Annotated in this window: 23 protein-coding genes; 12 read left to right on the forward strand and 11 right to left on the reverse strand. The window is 63.4% G+C overall.

The window, feature by feature from the left end; translation table 11 throughout:
• Positions 1-52 precede the first annotated feature (52 nt).
• Both ACGYLY_RS17695 and ACGYLY_RS17700 read left to right on the forward strand, forming a co-directional pair.
• Complete coding sequence (locus tag ACGYLY_RS17695) at positions 53-661, forward strand: MBL fold metallo-hydrolase (protein ID WP_395283438.1); 609 nt, start codon at positions 53-55, stop codon at positions 659-661.
• A gap of 71 nt (positions 662-732) precedes the next feature.
• Complete coding sequence (locus ACGYLY_RS17700) at positions 733-1278, forward strand: GNAT family N-acetyltransferase (RefSeq protein WP_395283439.1); 546 nt, start codon at positions 733-735, stop codon at positions 1276-1278.
• A 66-nt stretch (positions 1279-1344) separates the two neighbouring features.
• Here ACGYLY_RS17700 and ACGYLY_RS17705 read toward each other — a convergent pair whose 3' ends face one another.
• Entirely contained in the window at positions 1345-1494 is a 150-nt protein-coding gene (locus ACGYLY_RS17705) for a 50S ribosomal protein L40e (protein WP_231185584.1), read from the reverse strand.
• Between the two features lie 51 nt (positions 1495-1545).
• A complete protein-coding gene (locus ACGYLY_RS17710) occupies positions 1546-2049 on the reverse strand; it encodes a DUF367 family protein (RefSeq protein WP_395283440.1) in 504 nt (167 codons plus the stop codon).
• Positions 2050-2307: 258 nt separating this feature from the next.
• Between ACGYLY_RS17710 and ACGYLY_RS17715 the strand changes: the two genes are divergently transcribed.
• The 4 genes from ACGYLY_RS17715 to ACGYLY_RS17730 all read left to right on the forward strand — a co-directional run bounded on the left by ACGYLY_RS17715 (position 2308) and on the right by ACGYLY_RS17730 (position 5387).
• A complete protein-coding gene (locus ACGYLY_RS17715; protein ID WP_395283441.1) occupies positions 2308-2634 on the forward strand; it encodes a nuclear transport factor 2 family protein in 327 nt (108 codons plus the stop codon).
• Between the two features lie 116 nt (positions 2635-2750).
• Positions 2751-3308: a hypothetical protein gene (locus ACGYLY_RS17720; RefSeq protein WP_395283442.1), complete on the forward strand. Its 558-nt coding sequence runs from the start codon at positions 2751-2753 to the stop codon at positions 3306-3308.
• On the forward strand, positions 3305-4915 hold the full coding sequence (locus ACGYLY_RS17725; RefSeq protein ID WP_395283443.1) for a sodium/proline symporter: 1611 nt from the start codon (positions 3305-3307) through the stop codon (positions 4913-4915). The genes ACGYLY_RS17720 and ACGYLY_RS17725 overlap by 4 nt, the downstream gene beginning before the upstream one ends.
• Positions 4916-4922: 7 nt before the next feature.
• The gene (locus ACGYLY_RS17730) at positions 4923-5387 is read left to right on the forward strand and encodes a hypothetical protein (RefSeq protein ID WP_395283444.1); all 465 of its coding nucleotides are present in this window, start codon (positions 4923-4925) and stop codon (positions 5385-5387) included.
• Positions 5388-5410: 23 nt separating this feature from the next.
• Here the strand turns inward: ACGYLY_RS17730 and ACGYLY_RS17735 are convergent, their stop codons facing one another.
• Complete coding sequence (locus tag ACGYLY_RS17735) at positions 5411-6136, reverse strand: helix-turn-helix domain-containing protein (protein ID WP_395283445.1); 726 nt, start codon at positions 6134-6136, stop codon at positions 5411-5413.
• A 191-nt stretch (positions 6137-6327) separates the two neighbouring features.
• Complete coding sequence (gene serS / locus ACGYLY_RS17740; RefSeq protein ID WP_395283446.1) at positions 6328-7683, reverse strand: serine--tRNA ligase; 1356 nt, start codon at positions 7681-7683, stop codon at positions 6328-6330.
• A gap of 911 nt (positions 7684-8594) precedes the next feature.
• On the opposite strand from serS, the gene ACGYLY_RS17745 reads away from it, so the two are divergent.
• The 3 genes from ACGYLY_RS17745 to ACGYLY_RS17755 all read left to right on the forward strand — a co-directional run bounded on the left by ACGYLY_RS17745 (position 8595) and on the right by ACGYLY_RS17755 (position 13626).
• Complete coding sequence (locus tag ACGYLY_RS17745; RefSeq protein ID WP_395284177.1) at positions 8595-9512, forward strand: MBL fold metallo-hydrolase; 918 nt, start codon at positions 8595-8597, stop codon at positions 9510-9512.
• Between the two features lie 83 nt (positions 9513-9595).
• Positions 9596-11530, forward strand: a complete 1935-nt coding sequence (locus ACGYLY_RS17750) for an AMP-dependent synthetase/ligase (protein WP_395283447.1) — start codon at positions 9596-9598, stop codon at positions 11528-11530.
• A 218-nt stretch (positions 11531-11748) separates the two neighbouring features.
• A complete protein-coding gene (locus ACGYLY_RS17755; protein ID WP_395283448.1) occupies positions 11749-13626 on the forward strand; it encodes a cation:proton antiporter in 1878 nt (625 codons plus the stop codon).
• A gap of 19 nt (positions 13627-13645) precedes the next feature.
• Here ACGYLY_RS17755 and ACGYLY_RS17760 read toward each other — a convergent pair whose 3' ends face one another.
• The 3 genes from ACGYLY_RS17760 to ACGYLY_RS17770 form a co-directional block, all read right to left on the reverse strand.
• Positions 13646-14167, reverse strand: coding sequence for a hypothetical protein (locus ACGYLY_RS17760; RefSeq protein WP_395283449.1), 522 nt, complete (start codon positions 14165-14167; stop codon positions 13646-13648).
• A gap of 163 nt (positions 14168-14330) precedes the next feature.
• Complete coding sequence (locus ACGYLY_RS17765) at positions 14331-15947, reverse strand: ArnT family glycosyltransferase (RefSeq protein WP_395283450.1); 1617 nt, start codon at positions 15945-15947, stop codon at positions 14331-14333.
• A 115-nt stretch (positions 15948-16062) separates the two neighbouring features.
• Positions 16063-17211: a thiolase family protein gene (locus ACGYLY_RS17770; protein WP_395283451.1), complete on the reverse strand. Its 1149-nt coding sequence runs from the start codon at positions 17209-17211 to the stop codon at positions 16063-16065.
• A gap of 141 nt (positions 17212-17352) precedes the next feature.
• On the opposite strand from ACGYLY_RS17770, the gene ACGYLY_RS17775 reads away from it, so the two are divergent.
• Positions 17353-19170: a flippase activity-associated protein Agl23 gene (locus tag ACGYLY_RS17775; protein WP_395283452.1), complete on the forward strand. Its 1818-nt coding sequence runs from the start codon at positions 17353-17355 to the stop codon at positions 19168-19170.
• Positions 19171-19200: 30 nt separating this feature from the next.
• On the opposite strand, the gene ACGYLY_RS17780 is transcribed toward ACGYLY_RS17775, so the two are convergent.
• Positions 19201-20424, reverse strand: a complete 1224-nt coding sequence (locus ACGYLY_RS17780) for a polysaccharide deacetylase family protein (RefSeq protein WP_395283453.1) — start codon at positions 20422-20424, stop codon at positions 19201-19203.
• A gap of 6 nt (positions 20425-20430) precedes the next feature.
• Entirely contained in the window at positions 20431-21270 is an 840-nt protein-coding gene (locus ACGYLY_RS17785) for a hypothetical protein (RefSeq protein ID WP_395283454.1), read from the reverse strand.
• Positions 21271-21490: 220 nt separating this feature from the next.
• Between ACGYLY_RS17785 and ACGYLY_RS17790 the strand changes: the two genes are divergently transcribed.
• Both ACGYLY_RS17790 and ACGYLY_RS17795 read left to right on the forward strand, forming a co-directional pair.
• Entirely contained in the window at positions 21491-22819 is a 1329-nt protein-coding gene (locus ACGYLY_RS17790; RefSeq protein WP_395283455.1) for an ATP-binding protein, read from the forward strand.
• Positions 22820-22893: 74 nt separating this feature from the next.
• Positions 22894-23712: an MBL fold metallo-hydrolase gene (locus ACGYLY_RS17795; protein ID WP_395283456.1), complete on the forward strand. Its 819-nt coding sequence runs from the start codon at positions 22894-22896 to the stop codon at positions 23710-23712.
• Here ACGYLY_RS17795 and ACGYLY_RS17800 read toward each other — a convergent pair.
• Both ACGYLY_RS17800 and ACGYLY_RS17805 read right to left on the reverse strand, forming a co-directional pair.
• Positions 23709-25118 carry an arylsulfotransferase family protein gene (locus ACGYLY_RS17800; protein ID WP_395283457.1) on the reverse strand — a complete coding sequence of 470 codons (1410 nt, stop codon included), beginning with the start codon at positions 25116-25118 and terminating at the stop codon, positions 23709-23711. The two genes, ACGYLY_RS17795 and ACGYLY_RS17800, sit on opposite strands and share 4 nt — an antisense overlap.
• 68 nt (positions 25119-25186) lie before the next feature.
• Positions 25187-26179 (reverse strand): DUF5787 family protein, encoded by a 993-nt coding sequence (locus ACGYLY_RS17805; protein ID WP_395283458.1) that lies wholly within the window; start codon positions 26177-26179, stop codon positions 25187-25189.
• Between the last annotated feature and the right edge of the window lie 532 nt (positions 26180-26711).

Here is a 26711-nt window from a genome sequence, read left to right on the forward strand (position 1 = left end):
AAAACGCTCGCCGCCCGTCAGGATTTTGGCAGATGGCCCGAAACGCTTCGTTATGCAAGTCGCTACCGTCACTGCCGACGCCGAGACGTTCACCTGTAACGCCTATCTCGTCCTCGGCGAGCGCTCGGTTCTCGTCGATGCCGGGGCGATGGACGGCGTCGTGGACGCCATCCGCGAACACACGGACACGCTCGACGCGGTCGTCCTCACTCACCAACACGGCGACCACGTCGCGCAACTCGATGCCGTGCTGGACGCATTCGACGCGGAACTCCTCGCGTATAGTCCGCATCCCCGCCGTGACAGTCTCATCGCCGACGGCGACACGGTTCGAATCGGCGACGAGGAGTTCGAGGCCGTCCACACGCCCGGCCACGCGGACGACCACCTCGCCTTCATCAGCGATTCGACCATCTTCAGCGGCGACGTCGTGGTTCACGACGACGGCGCGTTCGATTACGGCAGTTTCGGACGCACCGACATGGCGGGCCAGTCCCGAGAGGAACTCATCGACAGCATCCGCGACATCCTCGATCGAATGCCCGATTCCGTCGAACACATGTACGCCGGCCACGGCGAGGAGTTCCACGGGGAGGTGCGTGACGTCATCGAGACGGCCTTAGAGCGAGCGGAGAAACGCGAACCGAAGTATCCCGAGTGAGGCGTTTCAGGGGTGTCGTACGATAGCACGCATCGAACACGCTTTTCTCCTCGGTCGCACCTCTCTCCGTTATGCCCGGACCCGTTTTCCTACGCGGCGAGCGCATCGAACTCAGAACGGTCGAAGAGGACGACTTGGACTTCCTGCAGGACACCATAAACGCGCCGAACGTCCGTCGATTTCTCGGTAGCCGTTCGCCCGTCAACGGCGGGCAGGAACGGGAGTGGTACGAGGAGCGCGCCTCCGACACCGACGGCGACCACGTCCACCTCCTCGTCTGCCGTGACGGTGAAGCGATGGGGTCCATCGGTCTCCATCCGAAGGATCCGACAGGCGTGAACGTCGAAATCGGAATCCTCCTCGCCGAGGAGTTCTGGGGGGAGGGCTACGGCACGGATGCCAGTCGCCTCATTACGGACTTCGCGTTCCGCGAACGCCGCCACCACCGCGTCATCGCCCGCGTGTTCTCGGGGAACGTCGGTTCCGCCCGAATCTGGGAAAAGCTCGGCTTCCGTCACGAGGCGACGCACGTCGAATCCGAGTTCCTCGACGGCGAGTACGTGGACGTCGAGTTCTACGCGATTCTCGAAGACGAGTGGTTCGGTCGGGAAGAATAGGTTCGAACACCGGGGAACGCGCCGCTCGGAATCTGCGTACGATTCGGAGAAAAACCGACGGGTCGCTTACGCGCTGCGCGATTCCTTGCTCTTCGGTCGAAGCTTGCTGTAGCCGCATTTGCGGCACTTGTCGGCTCGCTGCGGGTTGCGGGCGTTACAGCGCATGCAAATCATCTTTTCGAGCGTTCGTTTCTCTGCTGCGTCGAAACTGGCCATACGGTGCGTTTGCTTCCCGGCGCGTTTAAACGTTATTGAGTTGCCGCGTCGCTACTCCTCCCCGGCGTCCAGATACTCCTGCTGGACGGCCACCACTTCGGTCGAATCGGTACAGTCGGCGTAGCGGCGAAGCGGTTCCGCGTTCAGTTCGAGAAACGTCTCCCCCCAGCGGAACTTCGACAGTATCTCCTCCGCGTGTTCGCGCTCCCCCAGGATGCAGAGTCCCGCCGCGAACGCCTCCACGGTGTTCAACTGAAACGGTTTGCCGTAGTTGACTGGGTTCGCGGCGACGAGAAACGGCAACGCTCGGTGGAGTCCGGGCATCTCGAAGAGCGCCTTTCCGGCGCTCTCCCACGAGCAGTCGAGGGCGACGAGGGTGTCCGTTTCGGCGCGGTCGGCGGGCGACAGCGCCTGCTCCGCGTGCGGATTGAGCACGATTCCGTACGGCGTCGCTCGCGCCGACCGATGGAGTTCGGTCAGGTCGAACCGCGCGAGTTTCCGCGCCGTACACTTCTTCGGGTCGTCGTCGCCCTCGTACCGGACGTGGAGGTTCACTGGACGGGAATTGGCGTGGCTCGGTAAAAAGTGGCGCGAAGAAGGCTCCGCCGGGGATGCGGTGCATGCGGAGCCGTATGGAAACAGTTCCCCCGTCGTACAGGCGTGCCGGATTCGACCGGCATCCCGACGAAGTAGCGAAGACGATATAGCCGTTTATATGACCGCTATAGGGATCTCAAATTCGTTCCGTGGCCTATCGAGAACTCGATACCGTCCGCCGAGGGGATAAAGAGGGTCCTCCGTGTTCTCCCGCGTATGGACTCCGAAGCGGTCGTTCGCGCGTACTACGATTCCATCGACGCACACGACTACGAGACGTTCGCCGGACTGTTGACCCCCGACGTCGTCCACGATCGCCCCGACCGGACCATCGAGGGGCGCGACGCCCTCGTCTCGTTCATGCGTGACGATCGCCCGAACAAGGAGACGAGTCACGAACTCTCGCGAATCGAGGAAAACGGAACCACCGCGACCGCCGAGGGTCGCCTGCTCGATGCCGACGGCGAGGAGATGTTTGCGTTCGAGGACGACTTCTCCATCGAGGAGGATCGAATCGCGCGGATCCGGACGCGAACTCGGTAGTCCCCCTTCCCGAGAACCGCCGAAAGCATTCGGGGACCGATGAAAAATCAGCATTCGAACAGTGTTCACATATCAACCCGTCACTTTTCGACATTTGGTACCCTGTTGCACACTTGATGGCATCATCACGAACGTCGGCGAAACGAGGCGAACGGAACAAAGTCATGGGCGCGATAGCCGTACTGGCCGTCGCGTTGTTGGTCGCCGCGGCGACCGGGGCGTATAGGCTGTTTTCGTACGGTGCCGCGCTGTTCATCGTGGCGAACTTCGCCGCGGCCGCCGTGGAACGGAACGACGGCGAACTGAACCTCGCCCCGTATACGGGGTTGTTGGTCGGATTGGCGGCGGTGTTCGCCGCCGGGTTCACGCTGATATGGCTGCAATGGCATCCGGGCGTGACGGAGTACACGTACCTCCTCGGTCTCCCGACGCCGACGCTTTCGTACTTCGTCTTCCTCTGGTTGCTCCCGATCCTCGGCGCGCTCTACTACGCCCTCGTCTTCCCGGACATCGGGAGCGACGACGTGGTCGACGACTTGATGGACGACGTGCGGCGGGTCCAGCGGGGAAAGCAGTTCCCGATGTCAGTCGCCCGAACGGAACCCGACGGCGGGGACTCCGGCGGTGAACCCGGCGGAAAGTCCCCGCAGGCGGACGGAGGCGACCGGCGATGAGTCCCGTCCCTTTCGTCCCCCTACAGGAGATTCCGGTCACGGACAGCCCGTACGTTCTGCTGTTCGGCGGTGCCTATCTGCTGATCGTGTTGGCCATTGGCGTCTGGGGCTACATGCAGACCGAGAGCACCGAGGACTTCCTCATCACCGGGAAAAGCATCGGCACGTGGGTCCTCGCGCTGACGGCGTTCTCGGTCATCCAGTCCGGGTTCGGCTTCGTCGGCGGTCCCGAACTCGTCTACTCGTTCGGGACGACGGCACTCTGGATCTTCTTCACCGCGCCGCTCGGGTTCGTCATCACGTGGGTGCTGCTGGCGAAACGGATGCGACTGCTCGCGGACATCCGCGACGTGATGACGCTCGCCGACGGGATGTACGTCAGATACGAGAGCGCGTGGGTTCGGGGCCTCACCGCTGTCGCCGTCATCGTCGGCGTCATGGCCTATCTGGCGACGAATCTCGCCGCGCTCCAGTACGTCATGCGGGCGATTTTCGGCCTGCCGGTGATGTGGGGCCTGCTCATCGGCGCGCTCATCCTCCTGCTCTACAGCATGCTCGGCGGCATGATAGCGGGCGTCTGGACCGACTTCGTGCAGGCGATTACGATGATAGTCGGCTCCCTGTTCGTCTTCGCCTACGCGCTGTCGTTCGGCGGCGGCATGGGGTCGATTTCGCGCAACCTCGCCACTGCCGACCCGGCGTTCGTCTCGCCGTTCGGCGCGATGGGCGCACCCGCGGCGACCATCTTCACGGCGCTCGGGTGGTGGATCCTGTTCTCCGTCGGCGCGGCGGGACAGCCACACCTCGTCACCAAGTTCTACATGAGTCGCAACCTCAAAATCCTGCGCTGGGGCGCGCCCATCGCGGCGGCGACGTACGCGATTTCCAGCCTCCTCGCCTTCTCGACCGGACTGTCGATGCGCGCCATGGTCGAGGCGGGCCAGACCGCGGCCCCGAAGAGCGCGTCCGTCGTCGGGCCGGTTTTCGTCCTCGAACACACGCCCGGCGTCGTGGCCGGACTCATCCTCGCGGCTCTGCTCGCGGCCATCATGAGCACGAGCGACTCGTTCCTGAACATCGGCGCGGCGGCGGTGTCACGCGACATCCCACGGGCGCTCGGCCGCCCCATCGAGGACGACACGACCGAACTTCGCGTGACGCAGGCCGCGCTGGCGGGACTGACCATCGCCTCGACGCTCATCGTCTTCTACTCGCAGACCTTGGTCGGCATCCTCGGAACCATCGGTTGGGGCTTTTTCGCGGCGGCGTTCTTCGCCATCGCGGCCCTCGGCCTGAACTGGAAGGGTGCGACGAAGGAGGGCGCTATCGCCGCGCTTCTCGGCGGGTTGGTCGTCAACCTGTTCTACAGCGCGGTGCCGAGTATCGCGGAGGTCGTTGCCGGGATGGGCGATTCGCTTCCGACATTCGTGGTCTCCGGCGCGGAGTGGGTTGCGACGACCGTTCCGAACCTCTATCCCTTCCCCGGTTCGTTCCCGGTCGGAACCGTGGCGCTCCTCGTCGCAATCGCGCTCTTCATCGGCGTCTCGCTGGTGACGCAGGAACGGGGGACGGTTCCGGAGGACATCGCCCTCCTCCTGGAGGGATAGAATGAGCATGACCGAGACACGAGACGGCGGGGACGAAACGCGAATCGCCCACCTCTCCGGGTGGTTCCGCCAGCGACCCACGTCGATGGAGTACTGGGACCTCCTCGTCACGGACGAGCGACTCGTCTGGTGTTTCGTCGGCGAGTCGTTCAAATCGATGCTGTTGCGGGCGGACACGGGCGAACGCGGTCGGAAGGAGGTTTCGGACGCCACGCCGGACCGCGCCCTGTCGTTCAGCGAGCGAAACTTCGCGGTTCCGCTCGATTCGGTTCGGTCGATTCGCCTTCGGGAAGGAACCCTGTTCCGGCGGGCGAAGTTGACGGTTTCGTGGACCGACGGTGACACCGACGAGTTCGAACTCTCGGCGACGAAAACGGCGGATTCGCAGGTCGAAGACGTGGCGGCGCTCGAAAAGGACTCCCGACTCTCGCACGTCGATATCGCCGTCGAGGCGGCGGACGGGTTGTTCTGATTTCGGATTCGGTTTTCAGCTAGCTATTCGGGCGTCAACAACTCCTCGGACTCGATTTCGGGGAACGACGCCACGACGCGTTCGAGTACCTTCGCCTCCGCCCGGCGCAGGTTGTTCGACGCCGCCGTCTTCGAAACGTCGAACTCCTCGGCCAGCGTGCCGAGGTTCGCGTCACGAGGCGTTCGGAAATACCCTCCGTCGACGGCGGTTCGGAGGGTTTCGCGTTCCGTTTTCGACAGTTCGCGACAGCCGTCGAGGACGTTTTTCGCCGCGCCGAGGTGTTGGATGACGTCGAGGTACTCCTCGAACGACGTGGCGTTTCGGCTCTCGACGCTGAAGTCGTTTCCCGTCTCCAACTCGGCGAGGGCGTTGTCGGTGTTGTCGGCGGAGTCGAACCCGACGTTCCAGAGTTCGCTTCCGTCGCGTATCCGGAACGGGCCGGTGATGTAGCCGTCGTGCTTTCGAATCGTCCGCATCGCGTTGGTTTGCCCGATGAACGACTTGATGACCGCGGTGTCGCCTCGGCGCGAGAGGAGTTCGAACTCCAGCATCCGGTCGTGGTCCTGCAACGCCGAGAGGCCGTTCGTCAGCGCGCCGCGGTCGTCACCCTGTACGAGAATCCTCGTCTCCAACTTCTGCTTGGCGGCGTTGAAATCCCAGTGCATGGTGTGAAACGAGACATCCGTCTCGTCCGTCACGTCGATGTATGGACAGTCATACTGCACCATGTCCATCGTTACCGAAATCATATCCCAACTCATCGTTCATTATGGAAATAAATACCGGTGCTTCCCTTTTGAATCGTAAATCCGTTCGGTCAGATTCGTGACGAGTCGCCAGTTCCCCTTGCCCCATTCGATCGGAACCTCCACGAATCGAAAAAACGAGCCGCGTGTCAAACGAACCGCGAGTTGTGTCTCGCGTGCGAAGCGCGCGGTCCTCACTCGCGTTCGCCCGACCCGAGGGCGCTCTCGCCGACGGGGTCGTGGCCTTCGATGACTTCCTGTCCGCCCATGTACGGTCGGAGCGCTTCGGGAATCGTCACCGTGCCGTCGTCGTTCTGGTAGTACTCCAGAATGGCGACCATGACGCGGGGCAGCGCGAGTCCCGAGGCGTTCAGCGTGTGGAGGTATTCGGTCGATTCGTGGCGCTCGGGGCGGTAACGCAGGCCCGCCCGCCGGGCTTGGAAGTCCTCGAAGTTCGAGGCCGTCGAGACTTCGAGCCAGCGGCCGCCTTCCTCCGGGCCGTCCTCCAAGTCGTCGCCCGGTGCCCACACTTCGAGGTCGATCTGCTTGGTCGCCTTGAACCCGAGGTCGCCCGTGCAGAGTTCGAGGACTCGGTACGGCAGTTCGAGGCGGCGCAGGACTTCCTCGGCCTCGTCCAACAGGATATCGAGTCGGTTGTAGCTCCCTTCGGGTTCCACGAAGTTCACCATCTCGACCTTGTTGAACTGGTGGACGCGCACGATACCGCGCGTTTCGGTGCCGTGTTCGCCCGCCTCGCGCCGGAAGTTCGGCGTGTAGGCCTGATGTTTCAGCGGCAGGTCGTCGCGCAGGAGGATGTCCTCGGCGTACATGTTCGTCACCGGAACCTCCGCGGTCGGACAGAGCCAGAGGTCCTCGCCCTCGATTTTGTAGGCGTCCTCGGCGAACTTCGGCAGTTGCCCCGTCCCCGTCATCGAGTCGCTGTTGATCGGAATCGGCGGGAAGATGTCCACGTACTCCTGCTCGCGGTGGACGTCCAGCATGAACTGCATGATGGCGTGTTCCAGTCGCGCCCCGTCGCCCTTCAGGAAGTAAAAACCGCTTCCGGTGGTTTTCGCCGCCCGTTCCTCGTCGATGATGTCCAACTCCTCGCCAAGGTCGTAGTGCGGAACCACGTTCGCGGGTAGGTCGCGCAGGTCGTCGAACCCTTCCCGTCGCTGTTCCACGTTGTCGTCCTCGTCCTCGCCGACCGGGACGCTCTCGTGTGGCACGTTCGGGATTTCGAGGATTCGCTCCTCAAGTTCCTCCTCAAGTTCGTTCGTCCTCGCTTCGACCTCCTCCAGTTCCGCCTTCAGCGCGCTCGAACGTTCGATGGCTTCCTGTGCTTCCTCCTCCTTGCCTTCCTGTTTCAACTCGCCGATGCTTCGGCTGACCTCGTTTCGTTCGTGGCGCAGGTCGTCACCCCGCGCCTTCAGTTCGCGCCACTCGGCGTCCACGTCGAGAAAGCCGTCCAAATCGACGTCGTCGCCGCGGTTTTCGAGCCCCTCCCGAACTTCGTCCGGGTGGTCCCGGATAAACTTCCTGTCGAGCATTCCTGACTCGGGTTTCAACACCCCTGCAAAAAACCGTGTCGCTATATCGAGACGATGTGTCAGGGTTCGTCATCTGATTCGAGGACGGTGTAGCTGGGCGTCTCTGAATCTTAACGGCCGTGGAGGGGACTTTGAGGAAATTCCGTGGCTAACGCTCCCAATAACACTGATAAGGTGTCTCCGAGAGCCCCCGCCACGCTCGCTACGAGTTGAACATGCGTCCGAATGAGACGAAAACGAGAGTAGCGGGGTGACGTTTTCGAAAGCCCCCGTCCGCTCGCTATGATCTGCGTTTGATTTTGATTCTTGTGCGATTTTAGCTACCAAGAAGCAGCCCTCGAAAGCCCCCGCCACGCTCGCGGCCGTTCGGCGACATCTCGACTCGGCATAAACCGCGTGCCTCGTCGAGAGGGGTCGCCGAAACGACCACGACAAGCGCGAGCAGGCGGCCCCTTTCATCCACCCAGACGACCGCACAGCACCGCATCAGCCACACCCTCCCCAACCGATTCGCTTCACTTCGCTCCGCTCATCCCTCGCGTGATAGCCAACCAACCCCTCGGACGAAGCGTCCTCAGGGTTGCTGGCGCACGCGCCAGTGTAGTATTGGTCGGTATCGCGCACCTCGAATAGACGCCATGGCTCCCCCGATTTCGCTTCCGGGAGGGTGCGCCAGCGCGTGTCCGCGAGGCGTGAGCGCTGCGAACGGCGAGCGCACTGCCGCGCTGGCGGGGAGGTGTGGGGACACCGGCGGTGCGGATGCGGGTATGGGTGCCGCCAGCAATCCCTCGGAGGACGGAACCAACGCGACCGGAACCACCGGTTCGATGAAACGGGAACGCCCTCGAAGGTCAAATACGAAGCACGCGGGACGCGAATCGTTTTTCCCGTCTCCCCACACGAGGTATGGTATGGCAATCGGCGACCTACGGGAAGTCAGGACCGGGGACTGCTCGGACCTGTACTATCTCGACACCGGAATGTACGACACGGAGGCCTACGGCGCGGTGTACATCCTCGACACCGACCGTCCGGCAATCGTGGAGACGGGCATCGGAACCAACTACGAGCAGATACTCGACGCGCTTTCCGAGTTGGACATCGCGCGGGAGGACGTGGCGGTCATCGCGCCGACGCACGTCCACCTCGACCACGCGGGCGGCGCGGGATTCCTCGCCGAAGCGTGCCCGAACGCGGACGTGTACGTCCACGAAATCGGCGCGCGCCACCTCGTGAACCCCGAGTATTTGGTGAAGGGAACGAAGCAGGCCGTCGGCGACCAGTGGGAGTTCTACGTCGAACCGAAACCCGTCCCCGAAGAGCGCATCGTGGAGGTGACGGACGGGGACACCATCGACTGCGGGAGTCACGAGTTGGACGTCATCCACGCGCCGGGGCACGCGCCGCACCAGACGATATTCTACGACGGGGTGAACGACGCGGTGTTCACCGCCGACGCCGCCGGAATCTGGGTGCCGAGCGTCGCGGAAGTCCACGAGACGTCGCCGCCGACGGATTTCGATCTGGACCAGTGTCTGGACGACGTGGAGACCATCCGAGAACTCGCGCCGGGGACGCTCCTCTACACGCACTTCGGCCCGCGGGAGTACTCCAACGCGGCGATGGACGAGTACGGCGAGGTCCTTTCGAAGTGGGTCGCGGCGGTGGACGCCCAGCGCGCCGCGAGGGACGACGACGAGGAGATAATCGAACACTTCGTCGAGGAACAGGACATGGACGACGTGTGGGGCGAGCGGAAGGCGCGCGCCGAAGCGGTGTTAAACACCCGCGGCGTTCTTCACTACCTCGATACCGACGACGGTCTGTGAAACGCGCGAAACCGAAACAACCGAACTAAACTTTCGTATCGTTCTACACTACATTAATGGGTGATAACTCGCTACTGAGAAGTATGGAGTGGCGTGACGGAGAGAAGGAGTTCACCGACCCGGTTATCGAGCGGACGACGTTGTCCCGGATGTTCGAGGACAGCGCCGAGAGACACGAGAACCGCCCCGCACAGCAGTACAAGGGCGGCGTGTATCGCCGTTCGCTCACCGAAACCGTGCTTCCGGCGGCACCGAACGGCGAGTTTCGGGCGCTTTCGTACGCGGAAATGCGGGACATCGTTCGCAATCTCGCCGCCGGGTTCCGTGACCTCGGCGTCGGGTCCGACGACAGGATCGGCATCTTCGCCGATACGCGCATGGAGTGGGCACAGACGGACTTCGCCCTGCTCGCGGCGGGTGCCGTCGTGACGACCGTGTATCGGAGTTCCTCCGTCTCGCAGGTTCGGTACCTCCTCGGCGACCCCGAAGCCACGGGCGTCGTCGTCGAGAACGAGGATTTGCTGGAACGCGTCGTGGAGGTCGAAGACGACCTCGACCTCGAATTCATCGTCGTGATGGACTCGCTTTCGCGCGAATACGACCGCGACGACCTCTTCACGCTCGCCGAGGTCCACGACCGCGGTGCGGACGCCTTCGACGCGGACGAGTACGAATCGTGGCTCGAAGCCCGTGAGGTGGACGACCTCGCCACGCTCATCTACACCAGCGGGACGACGGGCCAACCGAAGGGCGTGAAACTCTCCCACTGGAACTTCCGGTCGAACGTCAACCAGTGTTACCGACGGTTCGGTCCCCGACCGGACAAGGACGTTCCCGTCATCGACCGACATTCGAGAGCCGTCTCGTTCCTCCCGCTCGCACACGTCTTCGAGCGAACCGCGGGTCACTTCATGATGTTCGCCGCCGGGGCGACGGTCGCCTACGCGGAGAGTCCCGATACGCTGCAGGAGGACTTCCAGGCGGTCGAACCAACCACCGGAACCAGCGTCCCGCGCGTCTACGAGCGGATTTACGACGCCATCCGGTCGCAGGCCGACGAGAGCGATACGAAGCGCCGGATCTTCGACTGGGCGACCGACGTAGGCGTCGCCTATCACGAGGCGGATTCGCCGAGCGTCGGCCTCCGGGCGCGAAAACTGCTCGCCGACAAACTCGTCTTCGACAAGGTCAAGGACGGACTCGGGGGCAACATCGAGTTCCTCATCAGCGGCGGCGGCAGTCTCTCGGCCGACCTGTGCGCGCTCTATCACGGGATGGGGTTGCCCATCCTCGAAGGCTACGGACTCACGGAAACCGCTCCCGTCATCTCCGTCAACCCGCCCGAAGCGCCCGAAATCGGAACTATCGGCTACCCCGTCGTGGACGAAGAGGTGAAAGTCGACGGGTCGGCCGTCGGCGAGGCGTTCTCGGACGCGGCGGGCGAGGTGGGCGAACTCCTCGTCAAGGGGCCGAACGTCACCGAGGGCTACTGGAACGAACCCGAGGAGACGGAACAGGCTTTCACGGACGACGGGTGGTTCCGAACCGGCGACATCGTCGAAATTCGCCCCGACGGCTACATCGCGTTCCGGGAACGCGCCAAGGAACTCCTCGTCCTCTCGACCGGCAAGAACGTCGCGCCCGGTCCTATCGAGGACGCCTTCGCCGCCAGCGACGTCGTGGAACAGTGTATGGTCATGGGCGACGGCCGGAAGTTCGTCAGCGCGCTCATCGTCCCCAACGTCGAGGAGGTCCGCGAACGGGCCGCCCGCGAGGGAATCTCGCTCCCGGACGACGACCGCGACCTGTGCCGGAACGACACGGTATACGAGTGGGTCGAAACGGAAGTCGAGCGCATCAACGAGCGGTTCGAATCCTACGAGCGGATAAAACAGTTCAGGCTCGTCCCCATCGAGTTCACGGAGAGCAACGACCTCCTCACGCCGACGATGAAGAAGAAACGCCGAAACATCCTCGACCGATTCGCCGACGACATCGAAGCCATCTACGCCGACTGACGGTCGAACCTCCGCGCCGACCTGCCGCGTGCTGTGAGCTAACACCCTCGTGTCGGGTTCACCCTTTCGGGACAAAATATGACGAACGACCGCGCTCTATCTATAAAGCGAAACGATTGTCCATTCTATTGCGCTCCTTCCCCCGTGCAGTGCCACATTCATACCACGCAATTTAATACCCGTCCACACTCTCCTTCCCGATACATGGAGGGCCAGCAGTGAGTGCGCAGTTGCTGTACGTCGTCACCGCCATCATCGGACTCGGCGTCGTCTCGCAGGTGCTCGCCGACCGATTTCAGGTGCCGAGCGTGCTGTTTCTCATCTTCGCGGGGGTCATCTTCGGGCCGGTCGGACTCGGCCTGCTCGACCCGTCGGCGTTCGGCGATGCGCTCTCGTCCATCGTCGGCCTGAGCGTCGCCATCATCGTCTTCGAGGGGGCGTTCCACCTCAAGGTGAACAAACTCCGGGAGGCACCGTCGGCCCAGATACGCCTCGTCACGATCGGAGCGCTCGTCTCCTTGCTCGGGACGGCCGTGGTCGTGCGATACGCGCTCGGACAACCGTGGGACCTCGCCCTACTCATCGGGTCGCTCCTCGTGGCGACCGGTCCGACGGTCATCACCCCGATTCTCTCGGTCGTGCCGGTGCGTGACCGCGTCGGGGCCGCCCTCGAAACGGAAGGCATCGCGAACGACGTGACCGCCGCCATCCTCGCCGTGGTGATGTTCGAAGTCCTCGTCCTCACCGGGACGAACTCGTTCGACGTCGGCGAATTTCTCGCGTCGTTCGTGCGTCGATTGGGAACCGGCGTCCTCGTCGGTCTCATCGTCGCCGGACTCCTCTGGTACATCCTCCGCAACCTCAACCTCTCGCGGGGGAACGCGCCACAGAACTCCCGACTGCTGATTCTCGTCGGCGCGTTGACCGCCTACGCCGCCGCTGACATCGTCGCCAAAGAGGCCGGTATCGCGGCCGTCGCGACGGCCGGGATTCTTCTCGGAAACGCGAACCTCCCGTACGAGGAGAAGATAGAGGAGTTCAAGGGCGACATCACCCTCATCGTCCTCTCGTTCGTGTTCATCACGCTGGCGGCCCAGTTGGAACCCCGGAACCTGTTTGACCTCGGCATCGGCGGTATCGTCGTCGTCCTCACCGTGATGTTCGTCATCCGCCCCTTGGTCGTCTTCGCTTCGACCTCGGGCGGTCGATTCACGCGGGGCGAAAAGACGTTCATGAGCCTCGTCGGCCCGCGGGGCATCATCCCGGCGTCGGTCGCCACGCTGTTCGCGATTCGCATCCGAAACGAGGCCGACGTCATTCCGAACGCGAACGAGGCGGCGACGGTGCTCATCGGCACCGTCTTCCTCGTCATCGTCGTGACCGTCGTGCTCGAGGGCGGATTCGCTCGACACATCGCAGAACATCTGAACGTGATTCCAATGCGCGTACTCATCATCGGAGGCGGAAAGGTGGGCCGGTCGCTCGCCGCACGCCTCGAAGACCGCGGAGAGAACGTCGTACTGATAGAGTACGACGAAACGATAGTGCAGACCGCTCGCGAGGAAGGCTACACCGTCCACGAAGGCGACGGCACCGACACGGACGTCCTCAGGGCCGCCGGGGCGGACAACGCGAAAATCGTCGTCGCCGCGACCGGCGACGACGACGCGAACCTCCTCGTCGCGCAACTCGCCGAGTCGAAGTTCGACGTAGAGACGATCATCGCTCGGGCCAACAACCCGGACAACGTGGACGCCTTCGAGGACCTCGGCGTTCGGACCATCTCCTCGTCGCTCGCCACCGCGTGGGCCATCGACAACGTCATCGAACGCCCCGCCCTCTCGAACTGGATGACGGAACTCGGGCGGAGCGGGGACGTACAGGAGATAGAGATAACCGAACCGAGCCTCGTCGGGAAAACCATCGACGAACTGGACGCCGAACTGCCGAACGGCGTCCTCATCGCGCTCGTCGGGCGGGACGGGAACTCGCAGGTTCCGAGCAGGGATTTCACGCTCCAGAACGGCGACCACGTGACGTTCCTCGGGCGCAAGTCGGCCGTCAGGGACGCCATCTCGCTGTGTCATCCCCGATAGACGACGCCCCGTCTCGCTCTCACCTTCGTCGCGCGAGTTCGAGGTTGACCGCCGAGAGAAGAGCGAACGCGACGAGGAGCAACGCGGCGTACGCGAGGACGTCGAGGAGGGTGAACGGATACATTCCCAGCTGGTTACAGAGGATTACCACTCCGCCGACGACCGCCAGCGCGAGATAGTACCGACTCCAGTTTCCCCCCGTCGACGACGGATTGACGAACTTGTCGAGTTCGGTCGCCGTGTCGCTGAGTCGTACCTGTCCGCGTTGTCGGTCGTAGACGATGACGCCCGCGTCGGCCATCTTCGGGAGGTGGGTCTGGTACAGCGACGTGTACACGGATTTTCGCTCCTTCGAGGAGACGAGTTCGACGCTGGTGTCCTGTTCCCACGCGGCGACCACCTCGGCGAGCTCGCCGATGGAGACCGTTCCCGGTTTCGACCGCAGGTAAGAGAGGGAGTACCGACGCCGTGGGTTGGTGAGGATTTCGAACGCCGTATCGCGTGAAATCGCCTCCGTTCCCGTCGGTGGTTCGGTGGTCATTCTCGACAACTGTGGGACGTTCCCGCCGTGCGATACACTACCGCTTATTGGACTGCCGGGCGCAAAAAGATATTCGTCAATTTACAACTCTCCCCCGTAGAAACAAGGCCCATCGGCTCCGGTCGACCCCCGTACTCACTCCTCGACTTCGACGAATCCGTCTTCAGCCATCTACCTTCACGACCGCCACGTCCCGATTTCGGAAGACGACCGAGGTTCCCCTCAACGCGTCGAAGCGGTCCAGCATCCCCGTCCACTGTGCCCGACTCAGCGTTTCGCGGGCGATCCAACTCCGGGTGCCTTCGCGGGTGAGGTAGACGTAATCGGGCGACACGTCGTCCCGAGCGAGTATCTCGCGGATGCAACTGGCCGACGCGCAGGTCGAACTGTTCCGGTACAGCGAGATTTGGCGTTCGCGCTCGTCGGGCGGCAGCCATTCGGCCCCCCACGGGGAAGCGACGACGGTTCGATGGGCGAACACCGGGAACCACTCCGCGGCGTCGCCAGCGACGAGGACCGTCGCGTCCTGCGGGGTTCGGTTTCGTATCCATCGCATCGCGGCCATGTCGTCGCCGTCGATGTACGATGGAAGCGGGTCCTGCTGGAGTCGGTGGAGCGGGCGTTCGGGAACGGGTCCGTAGTTCGCGGCGTAGAGGCCGCCGGTCGCCACGCCGTAGGTCGAGAGCAGGAGGAGTAAGACGAGCGAAACGCGCGGCAACCGTCCGCCGTCCGTCGAGATTCCGTCCCGTTCCGACGCCGCGTCGGCGACGCTCGGTAGCCAATCGAACACCACGGCGGCGACGACGAACGCGCCGACGAGCATGAGAAACCGCGGCTTGGGAAACATCACGACGGTCGCGGCGAACCAGAGCGGGAGGAAGTAGCGTTTCCGCACCGCGAGCGCGGCCACACCCACGAGCGTGAGGACGTGCCAGACGGGCAGAAACCGCGTCCGGCGGGCGTGGAGGAACTTGGAGGGGAACCAGAAGATTCCCCGCCCGATTCCGAGGCGCGACCCGGCGGTTCGGGTGATGAGGTCGAGGCCGTGGACGGCGGCGATGTGGCCCCACCACGGAACCGCGAGGAGCAGGCCACCGACCGCGACGAACGCGCCACGCTTCAGTCCGGCGGGCGAGCGGTCGAAGACGGCGAAGAAGACCAGATAGCTCGTCCCGAAGAAGACGGGATACGACGGGTGGGTGAGAATCGTCAGACCGAACAAGGCCGCCCCCGCAACCGCCCACCGAACGGGCTTTTCCGGCGTCCGAAACAGTCGCAGGCCGACGTACAACCCCGTCACGGTGAACAGGTACGCGGGAGCGCGGACGATGCCGCCCGCCGAGAGGTGCCACTTGAACACGGCGGGACTGACCGCGACGACGAGCGCCGCGAGTCCCGCACGTCGGTTTCTATCGCGGTCCTCGGCGAACACCTCGCGCCCGAGGAAGAACGCGGGAACCACGGTCAGAACGGTGATGATGCCGGGGAAAAAGCGCGTCAGGGTCAGCGGACCGACGCCGAGGAAATCGCGGAGAAACGCGGCGACGTAGAACGCGAGCGGCGGATAGCCGAACGGAATTCCGTTCGTCGTGTAGTGCGGAATCCGCGCCGGAAGACGGTAGCCGTTGTCGCGTATCGCGTCGGCCATCGCGAGGTACAGGCCGCCGCCGGTGGCGGGATAGGGGTGGGCGAAGAGATACGCGGCAAACACGACGAGACTGGCGAGTATGGCGGGAACCATCCACGCAAGCGTCGCGGAGGAGGGGCGACTTCGAGACACATCCGGAGAACTCGACGCACGGCGTAATTATTCTATGGCCCGATGTCGGCGGATGGAACGTGCGGGGAAAACGGACCGGTCACTCGTCACCCCGTGAATCGGAGATTCGCGGTAATTACTCGCGCTTCAGCGTAATCGCCGCGCCTTGGCCGAAGCCGACACAGAGCGTGGCGAGGCCTTTTTTCGCGTCGCGCTGTTGCATCTCGTGGACGAGCGTCACGGGAAGGCGCGCGCCGGAGGCACCGAGCGGGTGGCCGATGGCGATAGCGCCGCCGTTGACGTTGAACTTCTCGTCCGGGACGCCGAGCTCGCGTTGGCTGTACAGTGTCTGGCTGGCGAAGGCCTCATTCAGTTCCACGAGGTCGAACTCGTCGATGCTCTCGCCCGTGCGCTCCAGCAGGCCCTTCGTGGCCGGGACGGGGCCGACGCCCATTATCGTCGGGTCCACGCCCGCGACGTTGTTGTCGCCGACGGTCGCCATGATTTCGAGGCCGTGGTCCTCGGCGAACGCCTCGCTCGTGACGAGGAGCGCTGCCGCGCCGTCGGAAATCTGGGAGGCGTTGCCCGGCGTCACGGTGCCGTCGGCTTTGAACACGCTCGGGAGGCCCTGCAGGGCTTCCATGCTCGTATCGGGGCGGATACCTTCGTCAGTCTCGACCAGTCCCTCCTCGGTTTCGATGGGAACGAGTTGGTCGTCGAAACGCCCGGACTCCGTCGCGTCGTTGGCGCGCTGGTGACTTCGGAGCGCGTACTCGTCCTGGTCCTCGCGGGAGATTTCGAACTCCTCCGCGACCTTCTCGCCGGTCATCCCCATCTGGAGTTGGGGGAGGTTGTACTCCTCGGACATCCGCGGGTGGATCCCTCGGCCTTCGTACCCGCCGCTCATCGGGACGCGGGACATGTTCTCGACGCCGCCCGCGATGATGGCCGTGCGCTGGCCCGCCCGAATCGCGTCGCTCGCGCTGATGAGCGCCTGCATCGAGGACGCACACCAGCGGTTGATGCTCGTGGCGGGCACGCCTTCGCCGAGGTCCGAGAGGAGCGAGATGACGCGTGCGACGTTGTTATCCTGCTCGCCGCGCTGTTGGGCGACCCCCCACATGAGGTCGTCCACGTGGTCGCTCGTCAGTCCCGTCTCGGACAAAATCGTGTTCACGAGCGGAATCGAGAGATCCTCGCTTCGAACGTCCGCGTACACGCCACCCTCCTTGCCCTGTGGGGTCCGAATCGCCTTCGCGATGACCGGTGTGGTATCGTTCTCCATAGTTCACGATTCTCGCTCGTGGACCTTAAGTGGCCGTAGAACTCGGAGTAAATGAGAAACAGTTTGTAAGTTTATTGACTATCGAGGGGCTTCAGAAACTATTTGGCCGAACCCATTCCATATCGTCTATACTATCCGACGATGCAAGGTTCCGACACCGCCCAGAAACGCGCTCGCCCGTTCACGTCGAGCGACGAATCGAGCCTCCTCCAGCGATTTCTCGAACCGGTTCCACTGGTCGTTCTCATCACCGTGTTCGGCATCGCACTCCGTCTCGTAAACCTCGGTGCACGCGTCGCCCATCAGGATGAGGCCCGCGTCGCCTACTGGAGTTATGCGTTCATGAAGAACGGCGTCTGGTACTATCGCCGCATCATTCACGGTCCGTTTCTGTTACAGATGGACTCCATCGTGTTCGCGCTGTTCGGCGCGAACGACTTCACCATGCGATTCGTCGTCGCGCTCATCGGCGGCCTCCTCCCGCTCGCGGCGCTCCTGTTCCGGAAGCGACTCAGAGCGTCGGAAACGGTCGCGCTCGCCTTCCTCTTTGCCCTGAACCCCGTCCTCCTCTACTATTCGCGGTTCATGCGAAACGACGTGATGCTCGCGGCCGTGATGGTGTTCGCCCTCGGATTCGTCGTCCGCTACTTCGACACCCGCCGCCTCCGCTACGTCTTCGCCGCCGTCGCGTGTTTCACGCTCGGGTTCACGATGAAGGAAAACGCCCTCCTCTACGCGGCTTGTTGGGCGGGCGGTGCGGTTCTGCTCTACGACCACCGTCTCATGCTTCGGCGCGTCGGTAACGAGGGAATCGGTGCGGCGATTCCCCGACGAATCCGAACCGGCGCGGTTCGACTGTTCGAGCGGGATATCGCCGTCGTCGTCTCGATTCTCAAAGGACTCGGTATCGCGCTCCTCGCCGCCGTGGAAGCGCTCGCCATCTTCGTCTATTTCTACGCGCCGCGCTCCCAGAGCCAACCCGGTCCGGGCCTCTGGAAGTCCCTCTCGCAACCGTCGATGATACCGGAGGTGTTCACCGCCGCGACGATCAAGGCGGGGAACCAGTTTCTCGGGTGGCAGCATCACTCCGACCACTCCTACTTGCCGTATCTCGACCACTATCTCATGTCGCTGAAAGTCGGCGCGCTCGCGCTCTGCATCCTCGCCGTCGTGGGATTCATCGTCGACCGCTACTCCGGCGACCGGCCGCGCGACATCGTTTCGTTCGGCTTCTACTGGGGCTTCGTCAGCATCCTCGGCTACCCCCTCGTGATGGACATCAAGGCGGGATGGGCGACGGTTCACGCCATCGTCCCACTCGCGTTCCCGGCGGCCGTCGGCCTCGCGCTGATCTTCCGCTGGGGATGGGAAGCGTACGAGGATCACGACGACGTGAGCCTCGCCGCCGCCGCGATTCTCCTCTTGCTCATCGTCGGTTCCGTCGGGACGACGGCTTACAGCACGTCATATCAGAACCCACAGAGCCCGGACAACCAGTTCGTCCAGTACGCCCAGTCCTCCTCGACCGATGCGAAGCCGCTTCTCCACGACCTCCAGCGCATCTCGCGCGAGAACGAGGGAACGGACGTGATGTTCTACGGAAGCGAGTTCTACTCGCCGAACGAGGCCGCCGACGACGTGTATCCGGTCGAAGGAGGTGAGGGCGGCGACGGGTGGTTCGCCCGCCTCCCGCTCGCGTGGTACCTCGAAACCGCCGATGCGGACATCGACAGCACGACGAGCCCCGCCGCGCTCAGCGGCGACAAACCGCCGATAGTCATCGCCCCCGCCAACGTCTCCACCTGTTCCAGTCAGGACGGCACGGCGGAAGATATCGAGGGCTACATGTCGGGGTACAAGCGGTACGAGTTCCAGCGCTTCGGCTTCGACAGCGGGTGTACCGTCAGCACCGTCGTGATCTACGTGCAGCAGGACTCCCTCGACAATTCGACCGCGTAATCGCGGCCTACTCCTGCCGAATACTCACCGCTACTTCTTCCGAAGCTTCCACACGGCGGCGCTTCCGACACCGACCAACGCCGAAACTACGCCGAAACCGGGTTGTCCGGTCCCGTTCGTCGTTTCTCCCTCCGTTCGAGTCTTTTCCGCTCCGGCCGCGACTCCGTCCGTCGTGTTCGTACCGGCCGCGCGCGCGCCGTTCGTCCCTCCGGTTGTCGTCTTCGTAGCCGTCCCCTTCGTAGCCGTCGTCCCCGTGGTCGTCGTCTTCGTCGCTTTCGTTTCCGAGAGCGCGTCCCGAAGCGTGACGATGTCGATGTCTCGGTCCTTCGCCATCCGAATGGCCGTTCGAATCCGACTCACGGGAAGGCGCTCCCGCCACCAACTGTGACCTCCGAGGATTCCCAACGCGTCCTCGTCGGCCACCGAATCGAGGAACGTCCCGAGTTCCGTCTCGGTCATCTTCCCCTGCCGAAACATCGCCCGCGAAAGGTGCGGGAGGGTGAGTTCGTCCGGTGTCTGTATCTGCCCGCGGCCGCCGATGGCGAGTCCGCCGTTCGCGACGGCGGTGTAGTACTCGCCGACGAGTTCCTGCGTTCGAGGGCCGTAGCCGCCGTACGGCATGACGATGTTCGTGACGGTCACGCCGTGACGTTCCAGTTGCTTCTTCGATGTTCCGAGCGCGGAACGGAGTATCTCGTCGGTGTATCGTTCGGTGACGCCGTCGCTCGCCGAAAACGACGTTCCGACGTTCGAGTCAAGTTCGATGTACTCCCCCTCATCGTCGGAACCCTTCCCGGCGACCGTAACCGTGGCGGACGTCGATCCGTCGCTGACGAGCAGTTCGTCGCCCGGCAGCTTTCCGTGCAGGTTCGTCTCGACGCGGAGTGTTTCGTCCTCAGGAGAGATGTCGCTCGTCACCGCGATGTTCGACAGCGCCCGGTGGTGAACGCTGTGGGACATGATCTCCCACCCGGCGTCCTCCAATTTCCGGAGTTGGGACGCGTCGAGGCTCCCTTTGGTTCCCACGCTCGCCGACGGAACGGCGGAACACCCCGGAACGCCTTCCTTTCGATGCGCTTTGCGATAGGCCTGCGTGTAGTCGTCGGTGGGACCGTCGTCGTAGGTGAACACCAGTTTTCCGTTCGACGCCGCTGGAGCCGCAGCGGCGTGGCCGACGAGTGCCGTGCCGCCGATGACGAGTCCGGCCGTACGGAGCGCTCCCCGGCGTGTCGTCGTGGTGGTTGCGTCCGGCATCGCGAATCACTCCCGTGAAACCCGAGTCACGACCGACCGAATCGCCCGCGCCGCACGGGTCCCTTCCGCGAGCCGACCGCTCGCTCGCTGAACCGAGTGTGCGCCGCTCGCTGTGGCTTTCGCGGCCTCGGCGGCGAAGTCCCAGCAAGGTCGTTCGATCGTCTGCATCGGGGAAACCGCCCATCGGCTCGGGTGTGCGAGGACGTACAGCGACGAACACGCCCGTGATTCGAGCGCCTCCACGACGTCGTCCGTCGACCGAACCGCCCCGAAATCGGGCGCCGTCGCGTCCCAGTCTCGCCCGGTGTCCGAGAGGTACAGGAGGTCTGACTCACCGCGGGAATCGAACTCCAATGCACTGTATGCCTCACCGAGCAGTCCGTAGTCCGCCGCCGTCCGCGCGTCCTTCCACATGTCCGTGTTGAGGTGTGGGGAGAGCGGACTTCCGTGCGCACACGCCGTTCGGATGTCCACGTGTTCGCGGAACGAGTCGAGGTTCGTTCCGAATCGCTGATGGGCCTCCTCCACGTCCCCGCGGGTTTTCGCGAGGTCCTCGTAGTGGTAGCCGACCTCGTGTCCCATCGATTCTATCCGACGGGCGACGTCGGGGGAGAAGGTGTTCGTTCTGAAGTAGTACGTCGAAGTGACGTCCCGGTCGGCTTCGGCGGACGCCAACGCGAGAGCGTTCCCGACCCGACGGTCGACGTCGTGCCGTAGGACGACGTGGGGTTCGTCTACCGTGTCCGATTCGAGATAGTCGGCGAGCGTGTAAAACCGGTACCCTGCGTCCAGCCCGATGTCCAGTATTCGTTCGTAATCCGATAAATTGAATCCTGATAGTTGCATGGCTTCGGTTCTTACTCGGATACACCATTACTTTGTTACGAGCAATCTATCAATAATACAGGATCGGTAGGGTCTGTCTGAACAGCTTCACACGCGTCGTAAACGATATTCCGGATGAATTGAACGGCGAACGGAACTGATTGAAACCCTGTGAGGTGCGGTATTTCCGCGTAGACTAGTCCGACGCGCTTAAGATTCTCCCGTGATTACCCACGGGAGAATGAACAGCGGGGCGCTGGACGTAATCGAGTTCTTGCTCACTGCACGGGTCTACAGCGAGAACCGAGATCTGGACGAAAACGACCTGCCACCGAAGATTCGGCAGGTGTTCTGGCACGACGGAACGATAGAGCGACCGCTTCGAACGACCATCGAGACGGCGCGCGAGGCGACCGAACTCGACCAACCGTGGGAAGCGGTTTCCGAACTGATGTTCACCGACCGGGACACGTTCTCGGGAAGCATCGAGATAACACAACAGGAGATGGCGGAGGAGTGGTTCGTGGACCGCGACGATGAGCGAATCGCCGCGAATCCGACGCTCGCCTACGCACTCTCCGACTACGACGACGTGGACGTGACCTACGAGGAGGTTCTCGAAACGAACCGGCCGGTACAGTCCGACCGGGCGTGGATAGACAGCCTGCTCGAAGAGCACTTCGACGAAGACGAGGACGAGGACGGGGAGAGCATGCTCGACCTCGTGGACATCCACGCACCCGAGGAGGTCGAACTGACGCTCGACGACCTCGTCCTCACGGAGGACCAGGAGGCCGAAATCCACAAAATAGTGAAGGCCATCGAGCACCGCGAGTATCTGGCCCAAATCGGCCTGCGCGAAATCGGGAAACTCCTCTTCGTCGGACCGCCGGGAACGGCGAAAACCTCGACGGCGCGGGCGCTGGGTTACGACTTGGATCTCCCGTTCGTGGAAGTGAAACTGTCGATGATAACCAGCCAGTATCTCGGCGAAACAGCGAAGAACGTCGAGAAGGTGTTCGAGGTTGCAAAGCGACTCTCGCCGTGTATCCTCTTCATGGACGAGTTCGACTTCGTGGCGAAAACCCGCCGGAGCGACGAGCACGCGGCAATCAAACGCGCCGTCAACACCCTCCTCAAGAGCATCGACAACATCTCGCTCATCGAGGACGACGTGTTGCTCATCGGCGCGACCAACCACCCCGACCAACTCGACGCGGCGGCGTGGCGGCGCTTCGACGACATTCTGAACTTCCCGAAACCGGACGAGGGGATGCGTTCGGACATCCTTCGGGTCATCACCCGGCGGATGCGCATCGCCGACTTCGACCCCGACGAAATCGCGGAGATGACCGAGGGCCTCACCGGGAGCGACCTGCGGTTGGTCCTCCGCGAAGCGGTCCTCGAAGCGCTCACGGAGGAACGAACGGAACTCACGCAGGAGGACCTCCACTACGCGATTCAGGACTTCGAGGAGCGCGACCACCTGAAGGACATGGACATGATCGACGGCGACCACGACGCGCTGGTCGCGGGCGGCGACATCAGCGGTCACTCCCACGACCACTGACGGCGCGACGACTTTTCCCGCGATACCATCGCGGACCGCGACATTTAGCATCCGTCGCCGTGCATCTTGTACCGATGGAAGTCACCCTCCTCGGAACCGGCGACACGACTGGCACTCCGACGGTCGGATGCGACTGCGACACCTGCCGCGAGGCCTGGGACCGCGGTGTGGAGCGCTCGCGGTTCTCGGTTCACGTCCGCAACGAGGAGACGGACGAGTGCCTCCTCATCGACGCCAGCCCGGATTTTCGCTCGCAGTTTCTCGACAACGACGTCTCGCTGCCCGACGAGGTTCTCATCACGCACATCCACTTCGACCACCTCGATGGGTTGGGGAACGCCTATCGACTGTTCGATTCGTTGCCCGTCCACGCGACGGGCGAAACCGACCCGAAGACGGACGAGAGCGTCGCCGACACGATTCGGGACAAGTTCGACTACCTCGACCAAATCACGGTCCACGACCGAGAACCGCTCGTGTCGTTTTCCGCCTGTGGGTTCGACGTGACGTTCGTCCCCGTCGAACACCCGCCGCTCGTCTGTTACGGCGTCATCGTGGAGAACGACGGTTCGAAACTCGCGCTCACGGGCGACACGGGCTATTCGATTCCGGACGCGTCTCGGGAGGCCCTGTCGGACGCCGACCTCTTTTTGGCCGACGCCATCGTCCCCGCATCGCTCTGTGAGTACCATCCGGCGGGCGGCCGCCATCACACCGACGACGGCGTTCCGCGCACTTTCGGGTACAAACACATGACGCGCGAAGGGGCGCTCTCGTTGGCCGACGAACTGGATGCGGAGGTAACGCGTCTGGTACACGTGTCGCACTTCTACTCCGAAGAAGAGGCGTTCGAGGAGCCCTTGGCGGTTGACGGCGAGCAGTACCGGATTTAGTCCCGCCGGTCGGAAACCAACAGCGCCGCTGCGGCGAGGAGGCTGACGAGTGCCACGACGACGTTGAACCCGGGGAGCGACGTGCTGGTGTCGCCGGAGTCGCCGTCCGAACCACCGAGGCTTCCGTTGTTGCGCTCGTCGTTGTCCTGCACGCCCGCTCCGTCCGAGGTGGTCGTGTTGTCGGGTTTCTGCCCGTCGGCCCACCCGTCGATGGAGTTGAGGTAGGCGTTACACTGCTTCATCGACTCCGCGTCGTACTTCTGGGTCGCCCCTTTGAACGCGTAGCTTCCGGTGGCGTTCTGGTCGGCGATGGTCGGGCTTTCGACCCGTTCGTCCGGGATGCGCGCCACGTCGTAGACGAGCCACGGCGTGTAGAACTCCCAGACGACCTTCCCTTTCGGGGTGACTTCCAGCACCCGCTCGTGTTTCGAGTCGCCGATGAGGGTGTTACCGTTCGCGAGGCGGTCCGAATCGCGCGGCCACGAGAGGTCGTCGCCTTTGCCCATCGACCACGTTCGGTTCCACCCGTCGCCCTCCTTTTCGTACTCCACGATACGGTTGTTCTCGGAATCGGCGACGAGGAGCGTCGGGGTACCGTCCTCGCTCTCCAAGTAGTCGGGGTTGTGCTGTTTGTCGAGGACGTCCTTCTCGCCATAGGACCCGAGTTGCATGTCGACGTTCCCCGTCGAACGGTTGATGACGATGGCCTGATCGAAGTTGCGCGGCGAGGCGAGGTACTCGCCGGGACCGATTTTGTCTACGTCGTTGACGTGCGTCCAGTCTTTCGTGTAGTTCCCGCCGACGCTCGAATCGTAGTGGTCGCGGAAGAACCAGCGCCAGACCACTTCGTCCTTCTGGAGGTCGTAGACGAAGATGCTGTCGTCGTTGCGTTCCTCCTTCTCGTTGTAGTTGCGCAGGTTGGCGACGAGGAGTTGCGTCCCGTTGTTGATGAGGTCTACGTCGTGGGTGTCCTCGATGGGGAGCGTCTCCTTCCAGACGTGTTCCTGCGTTCGGGGGTTGAACTCGTAGACGACGGTTTCCCCGTTCGCCGTCCCGGTGACGAACAGGTTGCCGTTCGGCATCGGGTCCACGTCGTAGCCCCAGACCATGCCGTGCTCGCCGGTGTGATGGACCCACTTTACCGTGCCGTTCGGGCCGATGGCGACGAGTTTCGCTTCGCGCTTCTGTCCGTCGTCTATCCACGAGTAGCCCTGTACGGCGACGACGGTCGTTCCGTTCGCGGGGCCGGTGATGGTTCCGACGCACGGGTTATCGGCGATGCTTCCGTTATCGGCGACGCTTTCCTGTCCGTTCGACTGCGCGGCGAGCGTCGGTGCGAACAAGGAGAGACAACACAGGAGTATCGCGCCGACGGCCAGCGACTGCCGTCGGGAGGGCGTTTGCATACACCCCCATTCTTGATCCCGGTTCTTGTATGTTTACACTTCACGCCTCGACGGAAACGGATTGTATTTTACATGTCTCGGCCGAATCTGTCGAGTCCGACCTGTCGCCGCGTCCGTCCTGTCGGCTCGCCAACCCACGGCGTCCGGGCGTCCCGCTCCGTATCGGTATCGACCGCAGGCGCGTCGGCGGGGTCGTGTCCCGGACAGTCGTTTCCACACCGCGCGGGGTTGACGACCCGCCCCTTCCAGCGACAGTACGGGAGCGCGCCGGAACGGGCTTCGATTTCGCCGCAGGCGGGAAAATCGTACGTCCGCCAGCCCTTCCCGTATGCTCGTTCCGCCATCCGCCGTCGCCGTCCGGCTTTTTGTTCCGCGCTCGCCACGCGAACGTCCGTTCTGCCGACGCGTTCCTCGATGAGTTCCGTCCCCGCCCCGTCCGCGTCGAGCGGTGTCGGTTCGCGAACCACTTCGATTTCTCCCCCGTTCCCCACCGCTCCACGTCCCGTTTCTTCGACGTGGAATCGCCAGACGCCGACCTCCTCGGGGATGCGGTTCAGGTGTGCCCCCGTGACGTAGCTCTCGGTCGCCAGAATCACCTCGTCGACGAGGCCGAGGCTCACGTCCTTGCGGAGTTGCGTTTCGAGGTCGCCGGGGTCCGAGAGGTCGGGTTTGTTCTCGATGCCCACCAATCGCCCGAACCAGTCGGGATAGCGGGCGACCTGCCGGACGTACTCCCGCCCGCCACGCCGTTCGCGCTCGAAGAACCCGATATCGACTGCCCGGTCTACCATCTCCCGGGCGTACTCGGGCGACGTGTCGAAGGCGTCGCGCCAGTAGCGCGCTTCCCCGACGCCGACGTCGCTCTCGATAGCCGCGTCGGGAATCCGCTCCGCCGTGAGTTTCGTCCGGGCGTCGAAGTCCGGGCCGGGTTCGACGCACAGCACGTCGATGATTCGGTTCGAGGGCGCGTGGACGCCAGCGCCGACCTGTCGGGCGATAACGTTGCCAGTCGTCGCTTCCAGATGGGCGCACAACGCCAACTCGAACGGAAACTCTCGCACGACTCTCCAGAGGGATTCGGTCGGCAAAAAAGCCGCGGGAAGGGTGGAATCGAGGGGTTCAGTTCGTTCGATTTCTCGGATGGTGAAGTACCACCGTGGCGCGTGCTGGCGAGAGGACGCGGCCGAGAGTGGCCGCGTCCTCTCGCTGTAGCGTGCGAGGGATGAGTACCGCAACGGAGTGAGGAACGGAATCGGGTGGGGAGGGTGTGGCTGTCGCGGTGCTGTGGGGGTTGTGGCGTCGTAGGAGGACTGAAAGGGGCCGCACGCTCGCGCTTGTCGTGGTCGTTTCGCCGACCCCTCTCGGCGAGGCACGCGGTTTGTGCCAAGTCGAGATGTGGGCGAGCGACCGCGAGCGGGCGGGGGCTTTCGGGGACTGATTCAGCATTCACGTCGAACCGGGAACCAAAGTCATCTCGGAGCGTGGCGGGGGCGTTCGAGGGCTGTCTCGTAGTGATTGCAATCACACCATAATCATTGTTTGTTCGTAGCGAGCGTGGCGGGGTCTGCTTCCGGGTCGTTACGATTCGGTCAC

Origin of the sequence: Haladaptatus sp. CMAA 1909 (assembly GCF_043952005.1) — an archaeon.
In the GTDB taxonomy this organism is placed as follows: Archaea; Halobacteriota; Halobacteria; order Halobacteriales; family Haladaptataceae; genus Haladaptatus.

Bases quoted from the DNA above. Each gene is read 5' to 3' on its own strand.
- ACGYLY_RS17720 (WP_395283442.1), top strand. From the start codon at position 2,751: ATGGCATCATCACGAACGTCGGCGAAACGAGGCGAACGGAACAAAGTC.
- ACGYLY_RS17785 (WP_395283454.1), bottom strand. From the start codon at position 21,270: ATGCAACTATCAGGATTCAATTTATCGGATTACGAACGAATACTGGAC.
- serS (WP_395283446.1), bottom strand. From the start codon at position 7,683: ATGCTCGACAGGAAGTTTATCCGGGACCACCCGGACGAAGTTCGGGAG.
- ACGYLY_RS17725 (WP_395283443.1), top strand. From the start codon at position 3,305: ATGAGTCCCGTCCCTTTCGTCCCCCTACAGGAGATTCCGGTCACGGAC.
- ACGYLY_RS17700 (WP_395283439.1), top strand. From the start codon at position 733: ATGCCCGGACCCGTTTTCCTACGCGGCGAGCGCATCGAACTCAGAACG.
- ACGYLY_RS17745 (WP_395284177.1), top strand. From the start codon at position 8,595: ATGGCAATCGGCGACCTACGGGAAGTCAGGACCGGGGACTGCTCGGAC.
- ACGYLY_RS17730 (WP_395283444.1), top strand. From the start codon at position 4,923: ATGACCGAGACACGAGACGGCGGGGACGAAACGCGAATCGCCCACCTC.
- ACGYLY_RS17795 (WP_395283456.1), top strand. From the start codon at position 22,894: ATGGAAGTCACCCTCCTCGGAACCGGCGACACGACTGGCACTCCGACG.
- ACGYLY_RS17780 (WP_395283453.1), bottom strand. From the start codon at position 20,424: ATGCCGGACGCAACCACCACGACGACACGCCGGGGAGCGCTCCGTACG.
- ACGYLY_RS17760 (WP_395283449.1), bottom strand. From the start codon at position 14,167: ATGACCACCGAACCACCGACGGGAACGGAGGCGATTTCACGCGATACG.
- ACGYLY_RS17695 (WP_395283438.1), top strand. From the start codon at position 53: ATGCAAGTCGCTACCGTCACTGCCGACGCCGAGACGTTCACCTGTAAC.
- ACGYLY_RS17790 (WP_395283455.1), top strand. From the start codon at position 21,491: ATGAACAGCGGGGCGCTGGACGTAATCGAGTTCTTGCTCACTGCACGG.
- ACGYLY_RS17770 (WP_395283451.1), bottom strand. From the start codon at position 17,211: ATGGAGAACGATACCACACCGGTCATCGCGAAGGCGATTCGGACCCCA.
- ACGYLY_RS17735 (WP_395283445.1), bottom strand. From the start codon at position 6,136: ATGATTTCGGTAACGATGGACATGGTGCAGTATGACTGTCCATACATC.
- ACGYLY_RS17705 (WP_231185584.1), bottom strand. From the start codon at position 1,494: ATGGCCAGTTTCGACGCAGCAGAGAAACGAACGCTCGAAAAGATGATT.
- ACGYLY_RS17800 (WP_395283457.1), bottom strand. From the start codon at position 25,118: ATGCAAACGCCCTCCCGACGGCAGTCGCTGGCCGTCGGCGCGATACTC.
- ACGYLY_RS17750 (WP_395283447.1), top strand. From the start codon at position 9,596: ATGGAGTGGCGTGACGGAGAGAAGGAGTTCACCGACCCGGTTATCGAG.
- ACGYLY_RS17775 (WP_395283452.1), top strand. From the start codon at position 17,353: ATGCAAGGTTCCGACACCGCCCAGAAACGCGCTCGCCCGTTCACGTCG.
- ACGYLY_RS17715 (WP_395283441.1), top strand. From the start codon at position 2,308: ATGGACTCCGAAGCGGTCGTTCGCGCGTACTACGATTCCATCGACGCA.